Origin of the sequence: Bacteroides sp. LFL-34 (assembly GCF_027257075.1) — a bacterium.
Lineage (GTDB): Bacteria > Bacteroidota > Bacteroidia > Bacteroidales > Bacteroidaceae > Bacteroides > Bacteroides ovatus.
On sequence record NZ_JAPQKZ010000060.1, the window covers coordinates 1 to 20323 of the forward strand.

Here is a 20323-nt window from a genome sequence, read left to right on the forward strand (position 1 = left end):
AGTGAATAAAATTAAAGCGGTAAAAAGACAGATGTACAATAGGGCAGGAATTAAACTACTGAGAGCGAAGATTATTTATTCACAATAGAAGAAGTACCACCAAATTTGACGAAGAACCTTGAAAAACATAAAAACATCTGCCACCTGCAACCAAACGCGTGTAATGCACTAATTGACAAATAGTTGGAACGTGGCAGATACTGTGGCAGATAGGTTGCAGATAAAGTATCTGCAACGCGTTATATAATCAAAGAAAAAGCCTTGATTCCTTTATGCAAAGCTATGGGATAATTGGGGTGACTCTATGGATAATTTGTGGTGTCTCTACGGGGAAACGACAGTATCCTTACGTAGAAACTGTAGTGTCCCGCCTTAGAAACTCTCGTTTCCTACCGTGGAAACTGTAATTTCTAATGCCGGAAACGACAGTTCCCCGCCTGGAAACGGGAAGTTAATGCATACAATAAACTTTTGCCCTCCTGGAGAATTGGCTTATGCAAGGCTTATACTGTGTTGCAGATACTTTGATCTGCAACCTATCTGCAACAGTATCTGCAACGATACAACTGTTTGTCAACTAGTGTATTACACGCGTTTGGTTGCAGGTGACAGATGTTTTTATGTTTTTTCAACTTTATAGAGGAAGGATTACGCATCAAAATTAGGGTCACCACCGTAAGTCATAAACCAAATTCACCTCTGTGTCCTCCGCGTCCTCTGTGGTGAAAACCTAAACAAGAACTAATAACTTTCATCTTTCTATCAATTCCAGTCATTCCGTTTTGGGGGCTATATTACCCTTTTACCCTCTTTGTAGCCTCCTGTAACGCTTGTTTTGGACGAATTTTAAGTTGAAATGAACGAAAACAAAGTCCTGTTAGACAGTATCAGAGAAGGAAGAAATGAATTGAAAGTTCCGTTTCGGACGGTTTATCTACATTTGCCTACAGAAAAACCAATCATTTGATATCATGAAAAAAGTATTATTGATTTCATTCGTAATCTTGTCTGTGGCTGCACAGATGACACATGCGCAAAAACAAGCAGTTATTAAGCTGACGGAGAAGACATTGATGCATGAAATGCGTGCCACTCCTTATCCTCTTGATAAAGCGGTGGTAAATGACCGTGCGGTTTCTTTCCAATGGCCGCTCCGTTCGGACATGAACTCGCAGGACAGTCCGTTGGATGGGTTCGAACACAAAGTAAAGAAGGTAGATAAAACGAAGATTACCTATCGGTTACGTTATTCGCAGGATGCCGGATTGAAGTCCGGAGTTGTTCAGGTGGAAACTCGTTGGCCGTTCTATAATCCGGAACAACCGCTTGCGCCGGGTGTATGGTACTGGCAGTTCGGTTATGTAGAAAACGGACAAGTGACTTGGGGAAGCACACAGCAAGTCACCGTAGAAGATCGTCCGGGCAAATTCTGTCCGCCTTCATTGAAAACAGTGTTGGCAAAACTACCTGCCGACCATCCGCGTGTGTGGATCATGAAGAACGAATGGAAGGACTTTATAAATCACAGCAAACAAAAGGCAGAAAGGCAATGGTATCTTGAACGTGCAGATCAGGTACTTCAGACTCCAATGAAATCAGTGAAAGATATTAATGTCTCGCAGGTGAAGAATCTGAAGAACGAGATGCAGATAAATTCATACCTCACTCGTGAAAGCCGTCGCATCATCGATGCGGAAGAAGAAAATACCGAAGCATTGATACGGGCCTGGTTGCTGACGCAGGATACTAAATATGCTGACGAAGCCATCAAACGGGTATTTATCATGGCCGACTGGGATAAAGATAAGAATGTGAAAGGAGATTTTAATGCTTCTAGCTTATTGTCTCTCTGCTCTATGGCTTATGATTCTTTCTACGACCGGTTGAATACATCACAAAAGAAAGCATTACTGGAAGCCATCAAAAATAAAGGTGGTGAAATGTATGAGAACTTTAATAACCGGATGGAGAACCACATCGCCGACAATCATGTGTGGCAGATGACACTTCGCATCCTTACAATGGCGGCATTCAGTGTATATGGCGATCTACCCGAAGCCAACACATGGGTGGATTACTGTTATAACGTATGGTTGGCACGTTTCCCCGGATTGAACAAAGACGGTGGCTGGCACAATGGCGATTCTTACTTTACGGTCAACACCCGTACATTAGTCGAAGTGCCTTACTATTATAGCAAACTGACCGGTTACGACTTCTTTTCCGATCCTTGGTATCAGGGAAATATCATGTATACCATCTTCCAGCAACCTCCTTTTTCCAAATCCGGAGGAAACGGAAGTTCACATCAGAATGTGGCACGTCCCAACAGCATCCGTATAGGCTATTTGGATGCGCTGGCACGCCTTACCGGAAACACGTATGCCGCTGATTTCGTACGCCGCACATTGAAAGTGGAACCGGATTATATGAAGAAAGCCTTATTGAGTAAGCCCGGTGATCTTGCCTGGTTCCGCCTGCAATGTGATAAACCTCTGCCGGAAGGTGAAGGATTGACAGCACTCCCTGCAGGATACGTCTTCCCCGCAACAGGACTTGCCTCTTTCCAGACGAACTGGGACAGAGTAGGTGGAAATGCGATGTGGAGTTTCCGGTCAAGCCCTTATGGTTCTACCTCTCATGCACTTGCCAATCAGAATGCTTTCAATACGTTCTATGGTGGAAAACCATTATTTTACAGTAGCGGACACCATATTGAGTTTACCGACGTACATAGTATGTTGTGCCATCGTGCCACACGTGCTCACAATACGATTTTGGTGAACGGTATGGGACAACGTATCGGTACGGAAGGATATGGATGGATTCCCCGTTATTATGCCAGCGAGAAGATCGGGTATGTGCTGGGTGATGCTTCCAATGCTTACGGAAAAGTGATTTCACCGCTTTGGCTGACACGCGGCGAACAGTCGGAGGTGCATTATACGCCCGAAAATGGCTGGGATGAGAACCATGTGAAAACGTTCCGCCGTCACATTGTCAATTTGGGAAAGACTGGACTCATCTTTATCTATGACGAACTCGTGGCAGACGAACCTGTAAACTGGAGTTATTTGCTGCATACCACAGAAAATCCCATGACAGTGGATCAATCGAATCATCGCTTCGTGCATATTCAAGCCACGAACCGCGGAGGAGCATCAGACGCTTATCTTTTCTCCACCGGAACATTGCAGACAGATACGACGAGCCGTTTTTTCTATCCGGCAGTCAACTGGCTACGTGCTGATGACAAAGGGGTGTTCAAGAAGTATCCTAATCACTGGCATTTCACCGCTACATCGGAAAAGGCACAAGTATATCGTTTTGCCACTGTCATCAATACACATGCACTGAAATATCCTGCCAAAGATCCCGAAATCTTGTCCGACGGACGTATCAAAGTGGGCGGATGGCTGATCAGTGTTAACCTGAAATCCGACGGTGCTCCTTCATTCTTTATCCGCAGCACTCAAGAGAAGGTGAATATCACTTATAAAGGTGAAGCTACTGTCATCAATGAGGATGGGTACGAAACGGTAATGAGGGATACAGTGCCCGAACTGGAAATCTGATCAATGAACATGAAAGATACGAATATATGAGACACTCTACTTTTAATCTGAGAACTATATGTCTGTTGGCTGCATTATCGGGCATAACCGTCTTGTCGGCACAGACTCCCGGTAAACCCCGTGTACAGACTTCGGCAGCTCCGGAGGAAACTACGGTTTACAAGCCCGGCGGGAAAAAGCAGGAAACAGCAGTTGCGACTTCTTCAAAAAAGGAGGAGGATAAACGCCAATCCGGCAAAGAGAATGCAGGAAAGAAAGCGGCTGCCTTTGATGGTCAACGCTATCTGGCATTGAAAACGAATGTAATATATGATGCTTGTGCTTTGCTGAACCTTGCCATGGAAATGCAGGTGCATAAAAAGATCACGGTAGAGTTGCCGTTGACTTGCAGTTTGTGGGACTTGGGGGATAAGCACGGCGTGCGTACGGTAGCATTGCAACCTGAAGCCCGCTGGTGGATAGGAAATGAAACAGGACGGGGACACTTTGTCGGACTGCACGCCCACGTGGCATGGTTTAACGTGAAGTGGAACGATGACCGTTATCAAGATACTGATCGTCCGCTGTTGGGAGCCGGAATAAGCTACGGTTACAAACTCCCTCTTTCCAGACACTGGGGAGCGGAATTTAATCTGGGAGTGGGATATGCCAACATGAAGTATAACACCTATTATAATGTAGACAACGGCGCACAGCTGGATACGCGTGTCCGTCATTACTGGGGGATAACCCGTGTGGGAGCATCGTTAGTCTACCGCTTCTAACCTTAGATAGGAACATACATATAAATAAGATAACAATATGAGAAGAAATTTATATATACTGGCACAGTGCACTTTCTTGTTGTTCATCACCCTGCTGGTGAATGGATGCAGCCTGCACGAAGAACCGGAAATGACTCCCGAAGGAGAACTGGGAGTGGCCCCGACAGCTGTAACACTCAACCTTAATCTGGCAATGAATCTAAGCTTGGCAGAAAGAGCACCGGTGACCATCACCCGTGCGTCGGAAACCAACTATCTGCGTCGTTTCATCGTAGAAGCCTATCTGGATAGACAGGTGGCGGCACGGCAAACGGTATATGAAGAGGATTTTAACCGTGCCAGTCTGTCTGTTAGTATGAAGCTGCACGCCCGTAATTACCGCATCCTGGTGTGGGCCGATTATGTGAATGCGGAGACACCGGAACAGGGACTTGTTTACGATGCCAAGAATCTGGCTTTTATCCTTCCTGCCGGAAAGTATATAGGGAATAGCCGCTATAAAGATGTTTTTGCTGCTTCTGCTGTGGCAGACCTGACTTCTTTCCGCAATCATTGGGGAGCTGAAACAAGCCTTGACGTTGAACTGTATCGTCCTGTAGCACGCTATGAATTGGTGGCTAAAGATGTAGCGACGTTTCTCAATAAACTGTCCACAGGCGGACTGAAAGGTGAAAGTTTTACCGCTCGTATGAAGTACAGTGATTATTTGCCTACCGGCTACAATTTGTGGGATGATGTACCCAAGAACTCGCTCATGTACATGGAATATAAAGTGGCCTTTGAACGCCCTGCCGATGGTACGAAAGAACTGATACTGGGATTCGACTATGTGTTGACCGATGCCGGAGAAACCGTTTCCATCCCTGTAGAGCTCGAAATCTTGAATGAGAAGAATGAAGTGCTGGCACGTACTGCTTTCCGTATTCCTTGCGAACGGGGCAAAAACACAACGGTACGTGGTAACTTCCTGACTTCCGATGCCAATGGAGGAATAGGGATCGACCCCGATTATGACGGTGATCTGGAAGTAGACCTTGGAGAATTATAAAATAGATAAATCAATTAAGAATTGCTTAACCATAAAACAATTAAGATCATGAAAAAGAACTTATTTTATTCGCTAATGGCTTTGTTCGTAGTGCTTTTCGTATCCTGTGGACAAGAAGAAATCGTTTCGGACAACGGAACAGAAATCAATGCTCCTGTTACTATCTCTGTACAGGCTCCTGTAAATAACGTCTTTAGCCGTGCGGTTACCATTCCTGACGGTTATACGATGCAATGTATCATGCAATTACTGAATGCTGATGGCAATAAGATAGGCGATCAGGTAACTAAACCGGTTACAAACGGTAAGGTATCTTTCACTATTTCTGTAGATGAACAAAAAGAAGTGTCGAAAGCATTGTTTTGGGCTGAATACGTACCGGAAAGCGGTGCTGCTAATAAAGTATATAACACTGCCGATTTGAGAGCTGTAGGATATAATACTGCATCATTCGATCTGACTAATGATGCGTTGATGGCAGCCAGCGACGCTTTCTGCGGAAAATTGGAAACGATTGGTAATGCTAGTGTGACATTGAAACGCCCGTTTGCTAATGTGAGCGTAAAACCGAAGAATCCGGAAGTAGCTGCGGCAGCTAATAAACTGGAAATAACATACAACGCTTTGAGTGGATATGATATTTTAGAGGGTAAATGTACTGCTACGACTCCTGTGACTTATACAAATGCAAGTTTTGCTTCTGCGGGTGGCAATTGGTTCGCTAATTTCTTTTTTGCTCCTTCAAATGTAGGTAAATTTACAGAAGAAATAACCATGGCATTGAGTGGCGGATATAGTAAAGAGATTAAAATACCGGCAAATACATTACCTTTGGATGCTAATATGCAGATTATGGCTAAATTTGAAATCGGAGATGGCAACTTTGACATTGAAGTAGGAGTGGATCCGGATTATGAAGCATTGGAAATGAAAGTTGGTAGCTATATCAATGCTGAAGGTAAAGTGGTACGTGATGCAGCAGATGCTGTCGGTATTGTTTTCAAAATGGAGGCTATCGGTAGTGATGTGCCGGCTAATTATCCTGTAGCACTTCAGGGCAAGACAATTGCCGGATATGCGGTAGCGATTGAGAATGTAGCGACTGGTCGTCAGGTTCTTAATAATGCCGCAATGAGCTCTTTAGTTACAACAGATGCAACTGTAACTAATGGAACACAGGCTACAGATGCTTTACTTACAGGTATTGGAGAAGTTGCATTTATGACAACTTATAATAGCTGGGTGAATGAACATCCGCTTGATGGTGAAAGTTTGAGTTCATGGTATATTCCTACAGTGGATCAATTAGGTGAATTCATGGGAATGTTATTTAAAATAGGAGAGGTAGAGCCCACTGGTGGACAAGCTTTCAGAGAAATGCCGGAATTTGCATTTGAAAATGGTGTAATGTTTGACCGGGATCCTATTGAGTCCGTATATTATGCCTCTTGTACGGTTAATGGAAGTAAAGATATTTCCGGTGTAATCATTAATGTGGATAAAACAACTAAGCAGGTGCTGGATGCAAAAGCAAGTAGTCTGAAAGTTACTGGTAGTTCGCAGAAAGCTCTTTGCCGCCCAATGATTACAATCTTTAAATAGTCACTGAATAATCGACCTTACTCAATAGAAGTTCAAGGAAAGTGGGATCCCCCGTCCCGCTTTACCTTCTTCTTACATTGAAACTTTTGAAAATAGCCCTCTAATCTTATACCTAGAAAAGAAAATAATATGCACACCACATTTCGCCTATCGGTTTTTCTTTTGTTCATTGTACAGTTGTTCTGTAGCTGTACATCTGACTCGCTGCCCGAACCGGACAGTACGCAGCCAGAGATGCCTGCCGGAATTCCCGATGCCTATCAGGATAAGATACGGACGCAACCTTATCCCAAAGCAGATAATGAATTGTATCTGAATCCTGCTCCTCTTATTGTTCCTCAAGCCATGAAGACGGGCGAAAGACTGCAATTTTCCCTTTCACGTACTGAAGATTTCAGCAGTTCCGAAACGCTACTTTCCGAACCGCAGGAATGGTGTATGTATAATCTTCATCGTCGTTTGGAGGTCGGCACATGGTATTGGCGCTTTCGTTCCACCAATCTTAATGGAACTACGCCCGGTGAATGGAGTGCTATCTATCGTTTCGAATTAAAGAATGATACACCGGAATTTGTAACACCTCCTTTTCAGACATTCTTAGCAAATGCTCCCCGTCTGCATCCTCGTATTTACTGTTTTTTAGACGACCGTATCGGAGAGGCTCGTAACCGTGTCACTTCACACCCTGAATATGCAGAACTACAAAGTCGTGCTTCACAGGCATTGAAAGCCGAATACACCGGAATGACTGATTTATATAGCCGTGCAGAAGAGCTCCGGCAACATGCCACTTATCTTTATCAGGCCTATCATTTAACCCAAAAAGAAATTTATGCCGAAAAGTTACGTCAGCTTCTCGAAGCGTTGATTGTCGCTCCCCCTGCTGATGGACAACTTTTTGCATCCAACTTTACTGCCAGCAACATCGCATGGTGTCTTGTTGCAGCCTACGATCTGCTTTATAATAACTTGTCTGCTTCCGATCGTACTGCTGCCGAAGAACTGATGATGCGTGTGGCACGTTACTATTACAAGGTAAATTGCGGTTTTCAGGAAAACCATCTCTTTGATAATCATTTTTGGCAGCAGAATATGCGCATCCTCTTTCAAGTGGCTTTGTCGCTTTACGACAAACCGGCCTATTCTTCCGAAGTGCTGCCCATGATGGAGTATTATTATGAATTGTGGACAGCCCGTGCTCCTGCCTCCGGCTTCAATCGCGACGGTATATGGCACAATGGTACTGGCTATTTCAGTGCCAATATCTTGACTTTGGCGTATATGCCGTCTCTTCTTTCATTTATCAGTCGGTACGATTATCTATCGCATCCGTGGTATCAGAATGTCGGACGCTCGCTGGTTTATACTTGTCCGCCAGGATCGAAAAGCAATGGCTTTGGTGACAATAGTGAAAAGGGTAGCGAACCCAACCGTTTGGTTGCTGCCTTTGCTGATTATCTGGCGTGTGAAACGGGTGATTCCTATGCCGAATGGTATGCCGGAGAATGTTGGGAGCTGTTGCGCCGGGATTATGAATTGCGTCTTTACCGGATGTGCACCGAGCAGGATTACAATACAACTTTTCCTGCCGGGGCTGATAAAATGGTATGGTATAAAGACGCTGGTGAAGTAGCCATGCACAGTGCTCCGGAAGATACGGGAAAGGATCTTGCGCTCTCGTTCCGTTCCAGTACATTCGGGTCCGGCAGTCACACTACTGCCAGTCAGAATGCTTTTAACCTGTTGTATAAAGGTGTCGATGTGTATCGCAGTACGGGCTATTATCAGAATTTCAGCGATGCTCATAATCTGATGTCCTATCGCCATACGAGGGCGCATAATTCACTGTTGGTAAACGGCATCGGACAACCTTATTCTACCGAAGGTTATGGCAGTGTGATGCGTGCTATGGGCGGACAGCATATCAGTTACTGTTTGGGGGATGCTTCACATGCTTACAGAGGTATCAGCAATGACCCGATGTGGGTTGGCTACTTCAAGCAGGCAGGTATTGAGCAGACACCGGAAAATGGATTCGGTGCCACCCCGTTGACTAAATACCGCCGGCATGTGTTGATGCTTCATCCTCATACGGTGATTGTGTATGATGAACTGGAGGCTTCGGAAGCTGTCCGCTGGGAGTGGTTATTGCATAGTCCTACGGAATTTAAGATGGATGTAACAAAGAAAACGTTGTCTACAAATAATAAAACCAAAGGATGGGTGGCAGTGACGCAACTGTTTGGAGGACATGTTTTTACGCTGTCTCAAACGGACCGTTTCGTAGTGCCGTCCGCCATCACCGGAGCGGAGTATCCTAACCAGTGGCACTTGACTGCACGGGTTGACGGTTGTTCTGCCACCCGTTTCCTGGCTATTATTCAGGTAGGAGATGAGGCTGTTTCTATTATTAACCGTGATGGTGATACCTTTAACGTAGGCGACTGGACGATCAAAGCCGTTTTGGATGCTTCTAAGGCGCCGGAACTGACTGTGAGTCATCGTACCGAACAGGCGGTATTTAGTTATGGAACAGACAATCCTGCATTGAATGGCAATTTTTACTCTCGACAATATACGGGTTCCTCGTTGCTTTACGATGAGATAGACGGGGCTTATCGGGTGGTTGAAATGACCGACCGGAGTCCTATATCTACCCGGGTAGTAAATCAATGATAAACAATGAAACATAGTGAATATAAATAACAAACAGAATATGATGAAAAGTAGAATTATTTGCATTTTGTTGCTTCTTGTCGGTGCATCCGGCATTTATGCCCAGAGTTTGACCGTTACCGGTAAGGTGGTGGACAACGAAGGCTTGGAAGTGATTGGAGGAAATGTAACCGTGAAAGGAAAACAAAACACGGGTACCATTACCGATATCAATGGTAAATACACCATTACCGTTAGTGATCCGCAGAAAGATGTCTTGGTTTTCTCTTTTATCGGATTGGAAAATATGGAAGTACCCGTGAAAGGAAGAAAACAGATTGATGTGACCATGAAAGCTGCGTCGGTATTGTTGGATGAGGTGGTAGCTATCGGTTATGCAACAGTAAAGCGTAAAGACCTGACCGGTTCCGTGGCTTCTGTGAGAAGCGACGATTTGCTCAAAGTTCCTTCGTCTGATGTAACCCAGGCTTTAGCGGGACGTATGGCAGGTGTGCAGATCATACAGACAGACGGTCAGCCCGGTGCTACGATGTCAGTGCGTGTTCGTGGCGGTATATCAATTACGCAAAGCAACGAGCCGCTTTATATTATCGACGGATTTCCGACGGAAGATGGCATGTCCAGCCTTGATCCTGCCGATATTGAAAGTATCGACGTGTTGAAAGATGCTTCGGCAACAGCCATCTACGGCGCCCGGGGAGCGAATGGCGTAGTGGTAATCACCACCAAAAGCGGTGCGAAAAGTGAAGGGAAAGCGACTCTTACTTTCGATTCTTATGTCGGTGTGCGTACGCTTGCCAAGCGGTTAGATGTATTAAGTGTGGAGGAATTTGTGTTGGCGGATTATGAAAGAACATTAGGAGATGCTACTGATCCCGAGGAAAGTATGCGGTCATGGCAGAATCGTTATGGTGGTTTTGTCGATCTTCATGAGAACTACGGCAATCGTAAAGGTATCGACTGGCTGGACCGTACGATGGGACGCACTACCGTTACGCAAAATTACCGGGTAGGCGTCAACGGTGGCAATGATAAGTTGAACTACAATATGTCTTATGGTTACTTCAAGGATGAAGGTGCGATGGTATATAGCGGCAGCGACAAACATAATATTGCGCTTAGCGTGAAAAGCGAAGTGAATAAGCGGCTCTCCGTTACAGGACGTATCAACTTCGATTATCTGAAAGTGTATGGAGCAGGTGTTGCCGGAAACGGTACGAATGAAGGCGGAAGTAATGTAGATGCAAAGTTTAATAAAATGGTTCAGATTTTGCAATACCGTCCTACCATTGGTATACGTGGCAATGACTCGGATTTGTTGGCAGGAGAAGACCCTGTATTAAGCGATGCGGACGGAAACGTGATGCAGAACCCGTTGATTGCCGCCGCTGAAGAAAAGGATAATAAGGAAACACGTACTTTGCAAGCCAATGGCGGACTGACTTTCAAAATCATCAAAGGATTGACCTTCCGCAACAATACGGGTATGCGTTATCAGCTTTACCGCCGGGAACTTTTCTATGGCGACCAATCTATAATGGGAAGACGTAACGGTATTTACGGCTCTATCAGAAATACGGAGACCGGAAGTTTTCAGACTTCTAACGTCCTGACTTATGACAAACGTTTTCAGAAGAAGCATAAAGTGGTGGTACAATTGGGACAGGAATTTGTAAAACGCTGGACTCGTGTACTCGAATCCGGTGTCAGTGGGTTGCCTACCGATGAGTTCATTTTGGGAGATATGAGTCTGGGTACTCCATCCGTTGCTTCGTCCGATGAAAACTATGATGACAATCTGCTCTCTTTCTTCGCTCGTCTCAACTATGACTTTACCGATAAGTATTTGTTTTCCGCAACTTTCCGTGCGGATGGCTCTTCTAAATTCGGTAAGAATAATAAATGGGGATATTTTCCTGCCGTATCAGCAGCATGGCGTGTGGGTGAAGAGGATTTTATAAAGAAACTGAATGTTTTCTCCGACTTGAAATTCCGTATCGGATACGGTTTGGCGGGTAACAACAGAATCGGTAGTTATAACAGCCTTGCTTTGATGTCTTCCATCATCACAGCTATGGGAGATCAGCTTACTCCCGGTTATGCTTCCAAGCAGATACCGAATCCCGATCTGAAGTGGGAAGCGAACAAGACTTTTAATATGGGGGTCGATTTAGGATTTCTGAATCAACGCATTACCATTTCACCCGAATTCTATATAAATAGGAGTAGTAACTTGCTGCTTAACGCCCAGTTGCCTTATTCTTCCGGTTATCAGAGTATGTTGATTAATGCCGGAGAAACGAAGAATGTAGGTGTGGAACTGACTGTGAATACTGTGAATTTCTCTACAAAGAAGTTTAGTTGGAACACTACACTGACGCTATCTCACAATAAAAATTCAGTGAAAGCATTGACCGGTGAGGCGGTGCAACTCTATGAAGCCAGGTTCGGCTTTAACCAAAACACTCATCGTATTGCTGTCGGAGAACCATTAGGACAGTTCTATGGTTACATCACCGAAGGGCTGTATCAGGTAGATGATTTCAATTATGATGCTTCTACGCAGACCTATACCCTGAAAGATGGGATACCTTATCATGGTGATAAAGGCCGGATTCGTCCGGGTATGTGGAAGTTTAAGAACTTGGCCGGAGACGATAATGTGATTGATGAAAATGATAAAACGGTCATTGGTAACGCTCAACCGAAATTCTACGGAGGATTGAACAACTCTTTTACTTACAAAGGATTTGATTTGAGTATATTCCTGACTTTCAGCTATGGCAACGAAGTGCTGAATGCGACCAAACTGGTTACCAGTAAGGTAGGTAGCTTGAACTACAACGCATTGGATGTGATGAATAGCTCTAATCGTTGGATGACCATCAATTCGGATGGGCAGAAAGTGACAGATCCCGGAGAACTGGCTGCTCTGAATGCTGGTAAAACCGTAGCTGCTTATCATGATGCTCAACAAGGAGACAATTATATTCATTCATGGGCAGTGGAGGATGCTTCCTATTTGAAACTAAGTAATGTGACTTTGGGATATACATTCCCTAAAAACCTGATTGCAAGGGTAGGATTGAAGAACTTGCGTTTGTATGCCACCGGTAATAATCTGTTGACTTGGACCAAGTATTCAGGTTTCGATCCGGAAGTCTCTACGATGAAAAGCGGTTTGACACCGGGTGTTGACTTTGGGGCATATCCGCTTAGCCGTTCTTTTATTTTTGGTCTCAACGTAGCATTTTAATTCTTTAAATACATAGTAATCATGAAAAAGATACATCTATTATATGCCGTATTCGCCCTATTGGCAACAGGATTTTCCTCTTGTGAGGATTTGCTGACGGAAGAACCTAACTCAAAATATGACCGGGACCGCTATTTCGATTCGGAAGATAAAGCGGAAATGGCAGTGATGGGAATATATAGTTCATTGTCGGACTTTAATCATTATGGTTGGTACGAAATGGCTTCTCCTGCATCAGACGATACCTATTATACGGCTCGTACGCAGTCTGACAATCAGGTTCACGATATTGCACATTATCAGCTAAACTCCACGAATACGTGGATTGAAAGTATCTGGAAACTGAAATATGAGGGAATCGACCGGGCTAACCTCACCATTGACGGAATCTGTGGCATGACAGGATACGCAGAAAATACCCGTCTGAAAGCATTGGAAGCGGAAGCTCGTTTTCTGCGTGCTTTCCTCGCATTTGATTTGGTGAGATATTGGGGAGATGTGCCTTTCAAAACATCTTATTCATCATCCTACGAATCTGCTTTTGGTGAACGTGTGGACAGGGAAGTGATTTATGATGAGATTATATCCGACCTTACTTTCGCTAAAAACAATCTGGATTGGGCAACTGCTTCTTCCAGTCCCGAACGGGTGACGCAAGGGGCTGCCCGTGCATTGCTGATGCGTGTATATTTGCAACGTGCAGGATATAGCCTTCAATCGAATGGACAGTTGAAACGTCCGGAGGACAGTAAGCGGATGGAAAATTTCGATGCAGTGATAAAAGAGTGGGAGGCTTTTGAAAAGAAAGGATACCATGATTTTTATGACGGTGGTTATGAGGCACTCTTTAAAAGCTACTCGCAAGGGGTACTGAATAATAAGGAGAGCCTTTGGGAGATTGCTTTCTATCATTCGCAAGGACGTCGTAATGGTGGAGCATGGGGAATTTATAACGGCCCACAAGTAGCGGAACCTACCGGAATTTCCGCATCCGAAGCAAGTCAGTATATGGGACGTGCCAATGGTTTCTTTATAGTCGTTCCCGAATGGCGCAACTTTTTCGAAGAGAATGATAAGCGTCATGATGTGGCGATTTGTACCTATCGTTATACCTGGAATGGTACTAAAAAAGAGCATGTAAAAGAAGAAAGAAGCGCAGGTAGCTGGTATGTGGGAAAATGGCGCCGGGAATGGATGCCAAAAGAGTCGTGGAACAAGAATATCAATTATGCGGATGTGAACTATTGCCCTTTGCGTTATGCTGATGTGGTATTGATGGCTGCCGAAGCGTATAATGAAACGGGAACGGACAGACAGAAAGCATGGGATTTGCTGAATAGCGTACGTACACGTGCTGAAGCAACTTCTATTACAGAAGCGAATTATGATGAAATGATGAGCGTACGGAAAAAGACACATAACCTCACTTTCATCGATAATTCTACACCGGAAGGAAAGTTCCGTACAGCTCTTTACTGGGAACGTGGCTTTGAACTGGCTTTTGAAGGACAACGCAAATATGATCTGATACGTTGGGGAGTACTGGGCAAGGCTCTGAAACTGTTTGGTGAGATCAGTTCCGTCAATCAGAAAGAGAACAAACCATATCCGGCTTACCGGAATTTTACGGAGGGTAAACATGAACTTTTTCCCTATCCCTCTGAAAGAGATACAAAGTAATCCGAAACTCAATGGAATGAATAATAACGGGTATTAAGAAGACTCTCAATAGAATAGGCGGCTGGAAAAATATACAAAAATAGTTTGCCAATTCAAAGAAAAGCCGTACTTTTGCAAGCCGATTATTATCACAAAATGATAAGAGATTAATTCATAGCAAGTTAGTATTCCTTTGTCCGGGGAAGACTAATGAGTGGTGAAGAAAATTTTTAGTAGTAACATTTAAAAAACAAAATTAGAGTGGATACTTTAAGTTACAAGACCATTTCTGCAAACAAAGCGACTGTAACCAAAGAATGGGTTATCGTTGACGCTACAGACCAGACTTTAGGTCGTCTGGGAGCAAAAGTTGCAAAATTGCTGAGAGGAAAGTACAAACCAAACTTTACTCCTCACGTAGACTGCGGTGATAACGTTATCATCATCAATGCAGACAAAGTAAAACTGACTGGTAACAAATGGAATGACAGAGTTTATTTGTCATATACAGGTTATCCTGGTGGTCAGAGAGAAATGACTCCTGCCCGTTTGATCACAAAACCGAACGGTGAAGAGAGATTACTGAAAAAAGTAGTGAAGGGCATGCTTCCTAAGAATATCCTGGGAGCTAAATTGCTGAATAACTTGTATGTTTACGCTGGTAGCGAACACAAACAGGCTGCTCAGAACCCGAAAATGATTGATATTAATTCATATAAATAAGATATAATGGAAGTAGTAAATGCATTAGGCAGACGTAAACGTGCTATTGCACGCATATTCGTAAGCGAAGGTACAGGAAAGATTACTATTAACAAGAGAGACCTTGCAGAGTACTTTCCATCAACTATTCTTCAGTATGTTGTAAAACAACCATTGAACAAGCTGGGTGCTGCTGAGAAGTATGACATCAAGGTGAACTTGTGTGGTGGTGGTTTCACTGGTCAGTCTCAGGCATTGCGTTTGGCAATCGCTCGTGCACTGGTTAAGATGAACGCTGAAGATAAAGCCGCTCTTCGTGCAGAAGGCTTCATGACTCGTGACCCTCGTTCTGTTGAACGTAAGAAACCGGGACAGCCGAAAGCTCGTAGAAGATTCCAGTTCAGCAAGCGTTAATGTGCTGCCTGATAGAGGAATATGTTTAGTATCTAAACTACTGGGACTCTGCTCATAGACTACCCAGCGGTTGGTTTAGAAAAAACAAAAAAGAAAGTAAACGATTTAAAGAAAAAACAAGATGTCAAGAACAAATTTTGATACATTATTGGAGGCTGGTTGCCACTTCGGACACCTTAAGAGAAAGTGGAACCCTGCAATGGCTCCTTATATTTTCATGGAACGCAATGGTATTCATATCATTGACCTCCACAAAACAGTTGCAAAAGTAGACGAAGCTGCTGAAGCTTTGAAACAGATTGCCAAATCTGGCAAGAAAGTTCTTTTTGTTGCTACTAAAAAACAAGCTAAACAAGTTGTAGCTGAGAAAGCTCAATCTGTTAATATGCCTTATGTAATCGAACGCTGGCCGGGTGGTATGTTGACTAACTTCCCGACTATCCGTAAGGCTGTGAAGAAAATGGCTACTATCGATAAATTGACTAACGATGGTACTTACTCTAACCTTTCTAAGAGAGAAGTTCTTCAGATTTCTCGTCAACGTGCAAAATTGGACAAGACTTTGGGATCTATCGCTGACCTGACTCGTCTGCCGTCTGCATTGTTCGTTATCGACGTAATGAAAGAAAACATCGCAGTTCGCGAAGCTAACCGTCTGGGTATCCCTGTATTTGGTATCGTTGATACTAACTCTGATCCTTCAAACGTAGATTTCGTAATTCCTGCTAACGATGACGCTACTAAATCTGTAGAAGTTATCTTGGATGCTTGCTGCGCTGCAATGATCGAAGGTTTGGAAGAAAGAAAAGCTGAAAAGATCGATATGGAAGCTGCTGGTGAAGCTCCTGCTAACAAAGGCAAGAAGAAATCAGTGAAAGCTAGACTCGACAAGTCTGACGAAGAAGCTATTAACGCAGCTAAAGCTGCTGCTTTCATCAAGGAAGACGAAGAGGCTTAATATATAAAATGTGCCAATTTGCTAATGTGCAAGAGTATATTTATACGCTTGTATCTTGATTGGCAGATTGGCACATTTTTTTGTTTCGAAAATTATTATTCATTTAAATAAAGGAAATTATTATGGCTGTAAGTATGGCTGATATTACCAAGCTGCGCAAAATGACCGGAGCTGGTATGATGGATTGCAAAAACGCGTTGACTGAAGCTGAAGGCGATTTCGACAAGGCAATGGAAATTATCCGTAAGAAAGGACAAGCTGTTGCTGCTAAGCGTTCGGAACGTGAAGCTTCTGAAGGTTGCGTTTTGGCTAAAACTACCGGTGACCGTGCTGTTATCGTTGCTTTGAAGTGTGAAACTGACTTTGTGGCTCAGAATGCTGATTTCGTGAAACTGACTCAGGATATTCTTGATCTTGCTGTGGCTAATAAATGCGCTACTTTGGACGAAGTAAAAGCATTGCCGATGGGTAACGGTACTGTACAGGATGCAGTGACTGACCGTAGCGGTATCACAGGTGAGAAGATGGAACTGGATGGTTACATGACTGTAGAAGGTGTATGCACTGCTGTTTATAATCACATGAACAGAAATGGTCTTTGCACGATTGTTGCTTTCAACAAGGAAGTGAACGAGCAGTTGGCTAAGCAAATAGCTATGCAGATTGCTGCCATGAACCCGATTGCTATTGATGAAGATGGCGTTTCTGAAGAAGTAAAACAGAAAGAAATTGAAGTTGCTATTGAGAAGACAAAAGCAGAACAGGTACAGAAAGCTGTAGAAGCTGCTCTGAAGAAAGCTAACATCAACCCGGCTCATGTGGACAGCGAAGAACACATGGATAGCAACATGGCTAAAGGATGGATTACAGCTGAAGATGTAGCTAAAGCAAAAGAAATTATTGCTACTGTTTCTGCAGAGAAGGCTGCACACCTGCCTGAACAAATGATTCAGAACATTGCGAAAGGTCGTCTGGGCAAGTTCTTGAAAGAAGTTTGCTTATTGAACCAGGAAGATATCATGGACGGTAAGAAAACTGTAAGAGAAGTGTTGGCTGCTGCTGACCCTGAACTGAAGATTGTTGATTTCAAGCGTTTCACTTTGAAAGCTGAATAATCAATCAGATTCAAATTCTATGATGTGTCCTTAAAAACGGAACACGTTAACTTAATAGAGGTATTCATTAAGACTCTCTATTTGAAGATACAAGAAAGGCAACTAATTCATAACGAGTTAGTTGCCTTTTCTTTTGATTTGATCTTATCATTCCTTTCCTCAAGAAACTGCCATGTATAACATGAGGCACATTCTTGGGGAGGATTATTTCAATGCTTTGTCTATTTCCTTCATCAGCTTGTCCATTTCCTCTTTTTTATAACCGACAGTGGCGGATATCACTTTCCCGTCTTTGTTGATTAAGTAACTTCTGGGAATGTATTGACTGGCAAACTTACCTGTGACTTCCCGTTTCGGGTCCGGGTAGAGAGGAAATGTAAACCCTTTACGCTTGTTGTATTCCGTTAATTGATCGTCGGTATGTTCGCGCCCGATTACTAACATGCAGAAATCTTTGTTGTCCTTATATTTAGGCCAGAGTGTTTTTTGAACTTCAGCCAGTTCGCTTTGGCAAGGACCACACCAAGTAGCGAAAATATTGATTAATACAACTTTTCCTTTCAGGTCCTCGGAGTTTACAGTACCGTTCACTGTTGAATGAAGGGTGAAAGCAGGCATACTATCGCCTACCTTGACGATATCAGCATTGTTGTCTTGTGCAAATGACAACAGTGAGAATAACGCTGCTGCAAAGAATAATGTTACTTTTCTCATATCTTTAAAATTTCTAGTTACAAAATGCTATTTAGTTTAACCTCCTATACCTTTTGTTTTAGAGTATCCTTCTTTAATGAGCAGCTCTATGATTTTGGTTTTGAAATCTCCTTGCACCATAATCTCTCCGTCTTTAGCCGATCCGCCTACTCCGCATTTGCTTTTCAGTAGCTTACCCAGCTCTTTCAAGTCGTTTTCCGTACCTATAAATCCGGTAATTAATGTGACCACTTTACCGCCCCGGTTCTTTTTGTCAATGGAAACTCGCAGGTTTTGTTTGTTTTTGTCGAGAGTAACTTGCTCTTCATCGTTATCCATTTCATAGCCGAAGTCCGGATTCGTGGAATACACTACGTTTAATCTATCTTTCCAATCATTATTTTTCATACTCGTCATTTTTAATCCTTTTCAAAAGTATTAAACTTATGGAAAAGAGCAAAATTTGAACCTCTTTTCATTGTTTTGTTTAATCTCTATTAAGGTTTTCTGTTATAGGGTTGTCAGTCTCAAAAAAGATTGTACTTTTGCAAAATACCAAATTAAGTAAGAAGTATGAGCACATCTATACGAAAAGAGGCGGATAAAGTGCCGGAGCCTACCTTGCGCAGACTTCCCTGGTATCTGTCCAACATAAAACTAATGAAAGAAAAAGGAGAACAGTACGTCTCTTCTACACAAATCTCTAAAGAAATAAATATTGACGCTTCTCAAATCGCCAAGGATTTATCCTACGTCAATATCTCCGGGCGCACGAGAGTAGGGTATAACATTGATGCGCTGATTGAAGTGTTGGAGAGTTTTCTTGGATTTACCAATATGCACAAAGCCTTCTTGTTTGGTGTAGGTAGCCTGGGGGCTGCTTTGCTTCGGGATTCAGGTTTGCATCATTTCGGGCTGGAGATTGTGGCAGCTTTTGATGTGAATCCGGAATTGGTGGGAAAAGACCTGAATGGTATTCCTATTTTTCACTCCGATGATTTTGAGGCAAAGATGAAAGAATACGATGTAAATATCGGTGTGTTGACCGTGCCTATTAATATTGCTCAGGAAATTACAGATAAGATGGTAGACGGAGGTATAAAAGCCGTATGGAACTTTACTCCTTTCCGAATCCGTGTACCCGAGAATATTGTGGTGCAGAATACGTCTTTATATGCTCATTTGGCTGTTATGTTTAACCGATTGAATTTTAACGAGAAATAATGAAGATTATTGCAGTAGGCATGAACTACGCCCAGCATAACAAAGAACTGGGACATACACAAGTAAATACGGAGCCGGTGATTTTTATGAAGCCTGATTCTGCTATTCTGAAGGATGGCAAACCGTTTTTCATCCCCGACTTTTCCAACGAGATACATTATGAAACGGAACTGGTAGTCCGTATCAACCGATTGGGGAAAAATATCGCTCCCCGTTTTGCTAACCGCTATTATGATGCTGTGACAGTCGGTATCGACTTTACAGCCCGTGACCTTCAACGAAAGTTCCGTGAGCAGGGGAATCCCTGGGAGCTTTGTAAAGGTTTTGATTCATCGGCTGCTATTGGGACTTTTGTTCCGGTAGAGCATTATAAAGATATTCAAAATTTGAACTTCAATCTGTTGATCGACGGTAAAGAAGTACAGCGTGGCTGTACAGCAGATATGCTTTTCAAGATAGATGATATTATCGCTTATGTCAGTCAGTTTGTAACGTTGAAAATCGGTGATCTACTCTTTACGGGGACTCCTGTCGGTGTAGGTCCTGTTAGTATCGGACAGCGTTTGCAAGGTTATCTGGAAGAGGAAAAACTGCTGGATTTCTATATCCGTTGATCTTTTTATTCATTAGTACTCAT

At 43.3% G+C, this 20323-nt stretch carries 14 protein-coding genes and 1 pseudogene; 13 read left to right on the forward strand and 2 right to left on the reverse strand.

From position 1 onward, the window contains the following. The first annotated feature begins 971 nt into the window (after positions 1 to 971). From N5O98_RS24085 to tsf, 11 genes and pseudogenes are all read left to right on the forward strand, one after another. Positions 972 to 3575, forward strand: coding sequence for a DUF4962 domain-containing protein (locus N5O98_RS24085; protein ID WP_022199189.1), 2604 nt, complete (start codon positions 972 to 974; stop codon positions 3573 to 3575). Positions 3576 to 3601: 26 nt separating this feature from the next. Then, a complete protein-coding gene (locus N5O98_RS24090; protein WP_022199188.1) occupies positions 3602 to 4339 on the forward strand; it encodes a DUF3575 domain-containing protein in 738 nt (245 codons plus the stop codon). 37 nt (positions 4340 to 4376) lie between these two features. Further along, positions 4377 to 5387 (forward strand): DUF6562 domain-containing protein, encoded by a 1011-nt coding sequence (locus N5O98_RS24095; protein ID WP_022199187.1) that lies wholly within the window; start codon positions 4377 to 4379, stop codon positions 5385 to 5387. 48 nt (positions 5388 to 5435) lie between these two features. Then, a complete protein-coding gene (locus tag N5O98_RS24100) occupies positions 5436 to 6989 on the forward strand; it encodes a hypothetical protein (RefSeq protein WP_008641873.1) in 1554 nt (517 codons plus the stop codon). 129 nt (positions 6990 to 7118) lie between these two features. After that, complete coding sequence (locus tag N5O98_RS24105) at positions 7119 to 9665, forward strand: DUF4962 domain-containing protein (protein ID WP_118161553.1); 2547 nt, start codon at positions 7119 to 7121, stop codon at positions 9663 to 9665. 40 nt (positions 9666 to 9705) lie between these two features. Then, complete coding sequence (locus N5O98_RS24110) at positions 9706 to 12921, forward strand: SusC/RagA family TonB-linked outer membrane protein (protein WP_118161554.1); 3216 nt, start codon at positions 9706 to 9708, stop codon at positions 12919 to 12921. Positions 12922 to 12942: 21 nt separating this feature from the next. Then, positions 12943 to 14638: pseudogene (locus N5O98_RS24115) on the forward strand (RagB/SusD family nutrient uptake outer membrane protein). A 203-nt stretch (positions 14639 to 14841) separates the two neighbouring features. After that, complete coding sequence (gene rplM / locus N5O98_RS24120; RefSeq protein ID WP_004297202.1) at positions 14842 to 15303, forward strand: 50S ribosomal protein L13; 462 nt, start codon at positions 14842 to 14844, stop codon at positions 15301 to 15303. Between the two features lie 6 nt (positions 15304 to 15309). After that, positions 15310 to 15696, forward strand: coding sequence for a 30S ribosomal protein S9 (gene rpsI, locus N5O98_RS24125; protein WP_004297203.1), 387 nt, complete (start codon positions 15310 to 15312; stop codon positions 15694 to 15696). Positions 15697 to 15817: 121 nt separating this feature from the next. Next, entirely contained in the window at positions 15818 to 16654 is an 837-nt protein-coding gene (gene rpsB, locus N5O98_RS24130) for a 30S ribosomal protein S2 (RefSeq protein WP_004297204.1), read from the forward strand. 122 nt (positions 16655 to 16776) lie between these two features. Beyond that, the gene (tsf, locus tag N5O98_RS24135) at positions 16777 to 17769 is read left to right on the forward strand and encodes a translation elongation factor Ts (protein ID WP_004297205.1); all 993 of its coding nucleotides are present in this window, start codon (positions 16777 to 16779) and stop codon (positions 17767 to 17769) included. Positions 17770 to 17973: 204 nt separating this feature from the next. On the opposite strand, the gene N5O98_RS24140 is transcribed toward tsf, so the two are convergent. Next, entirely contained in the window at positions 17974 to 18483 is a 510-nt protein-coding gene (locus tag N5O98_RS24140; RefSeq protein WP_118161555.1) for a TlpA family protein disulfide reductase, read from the reverse strand. Positions 18484 to 18519: 36 nt separating this feature from the next. Further along, entirely contained in the window at positions 18520 to 18870 is a 351-nt protein-coding gene (locus N5O98_RS24145; RefSeq protein WP_008020449.1) for a translation initiation factor, read from the reverse strand. 165 nt (positions 18871 to 19035) lie between these two features. On the opposite strand from N5O98_RS24145, the gene N5O98_RS24150 reads away from it, so the two are divergent. Together N5O98_RS24150 and N5O98_RS24155 are read left to right on the forward strand one after the other, a co-directional pair. Continuing rightward, positions 19036 to 19686, forward strand: coding sequence for a redox-sensing transcriptional repressor Rex (locus N5O98_RS24150; RefSeq protein WP_004297208.1), 651 nt, complete (start codon positions 19036 to 19038; stop codon positions 19684 to 19686). Then, positions 19686 to 20300: a fumarylacetoacetate hydrolase family protein gene (locus tag N5O98_RS24155; protein ID WP_087318602.1), complete on the forward strand. Its 615-nt coding sequence runs from the start codon at positions 19686 to 19688 to the stop codon at positions 20298 to 20300. The genes N5O98_RS24150 and N5O98_RS24155 overlap by 1 nt, the downstream gene beginning before the upstream one ends. The last annotated feature ends 23 nt before the right edge of the window (positions 20301 to 20323 follow it).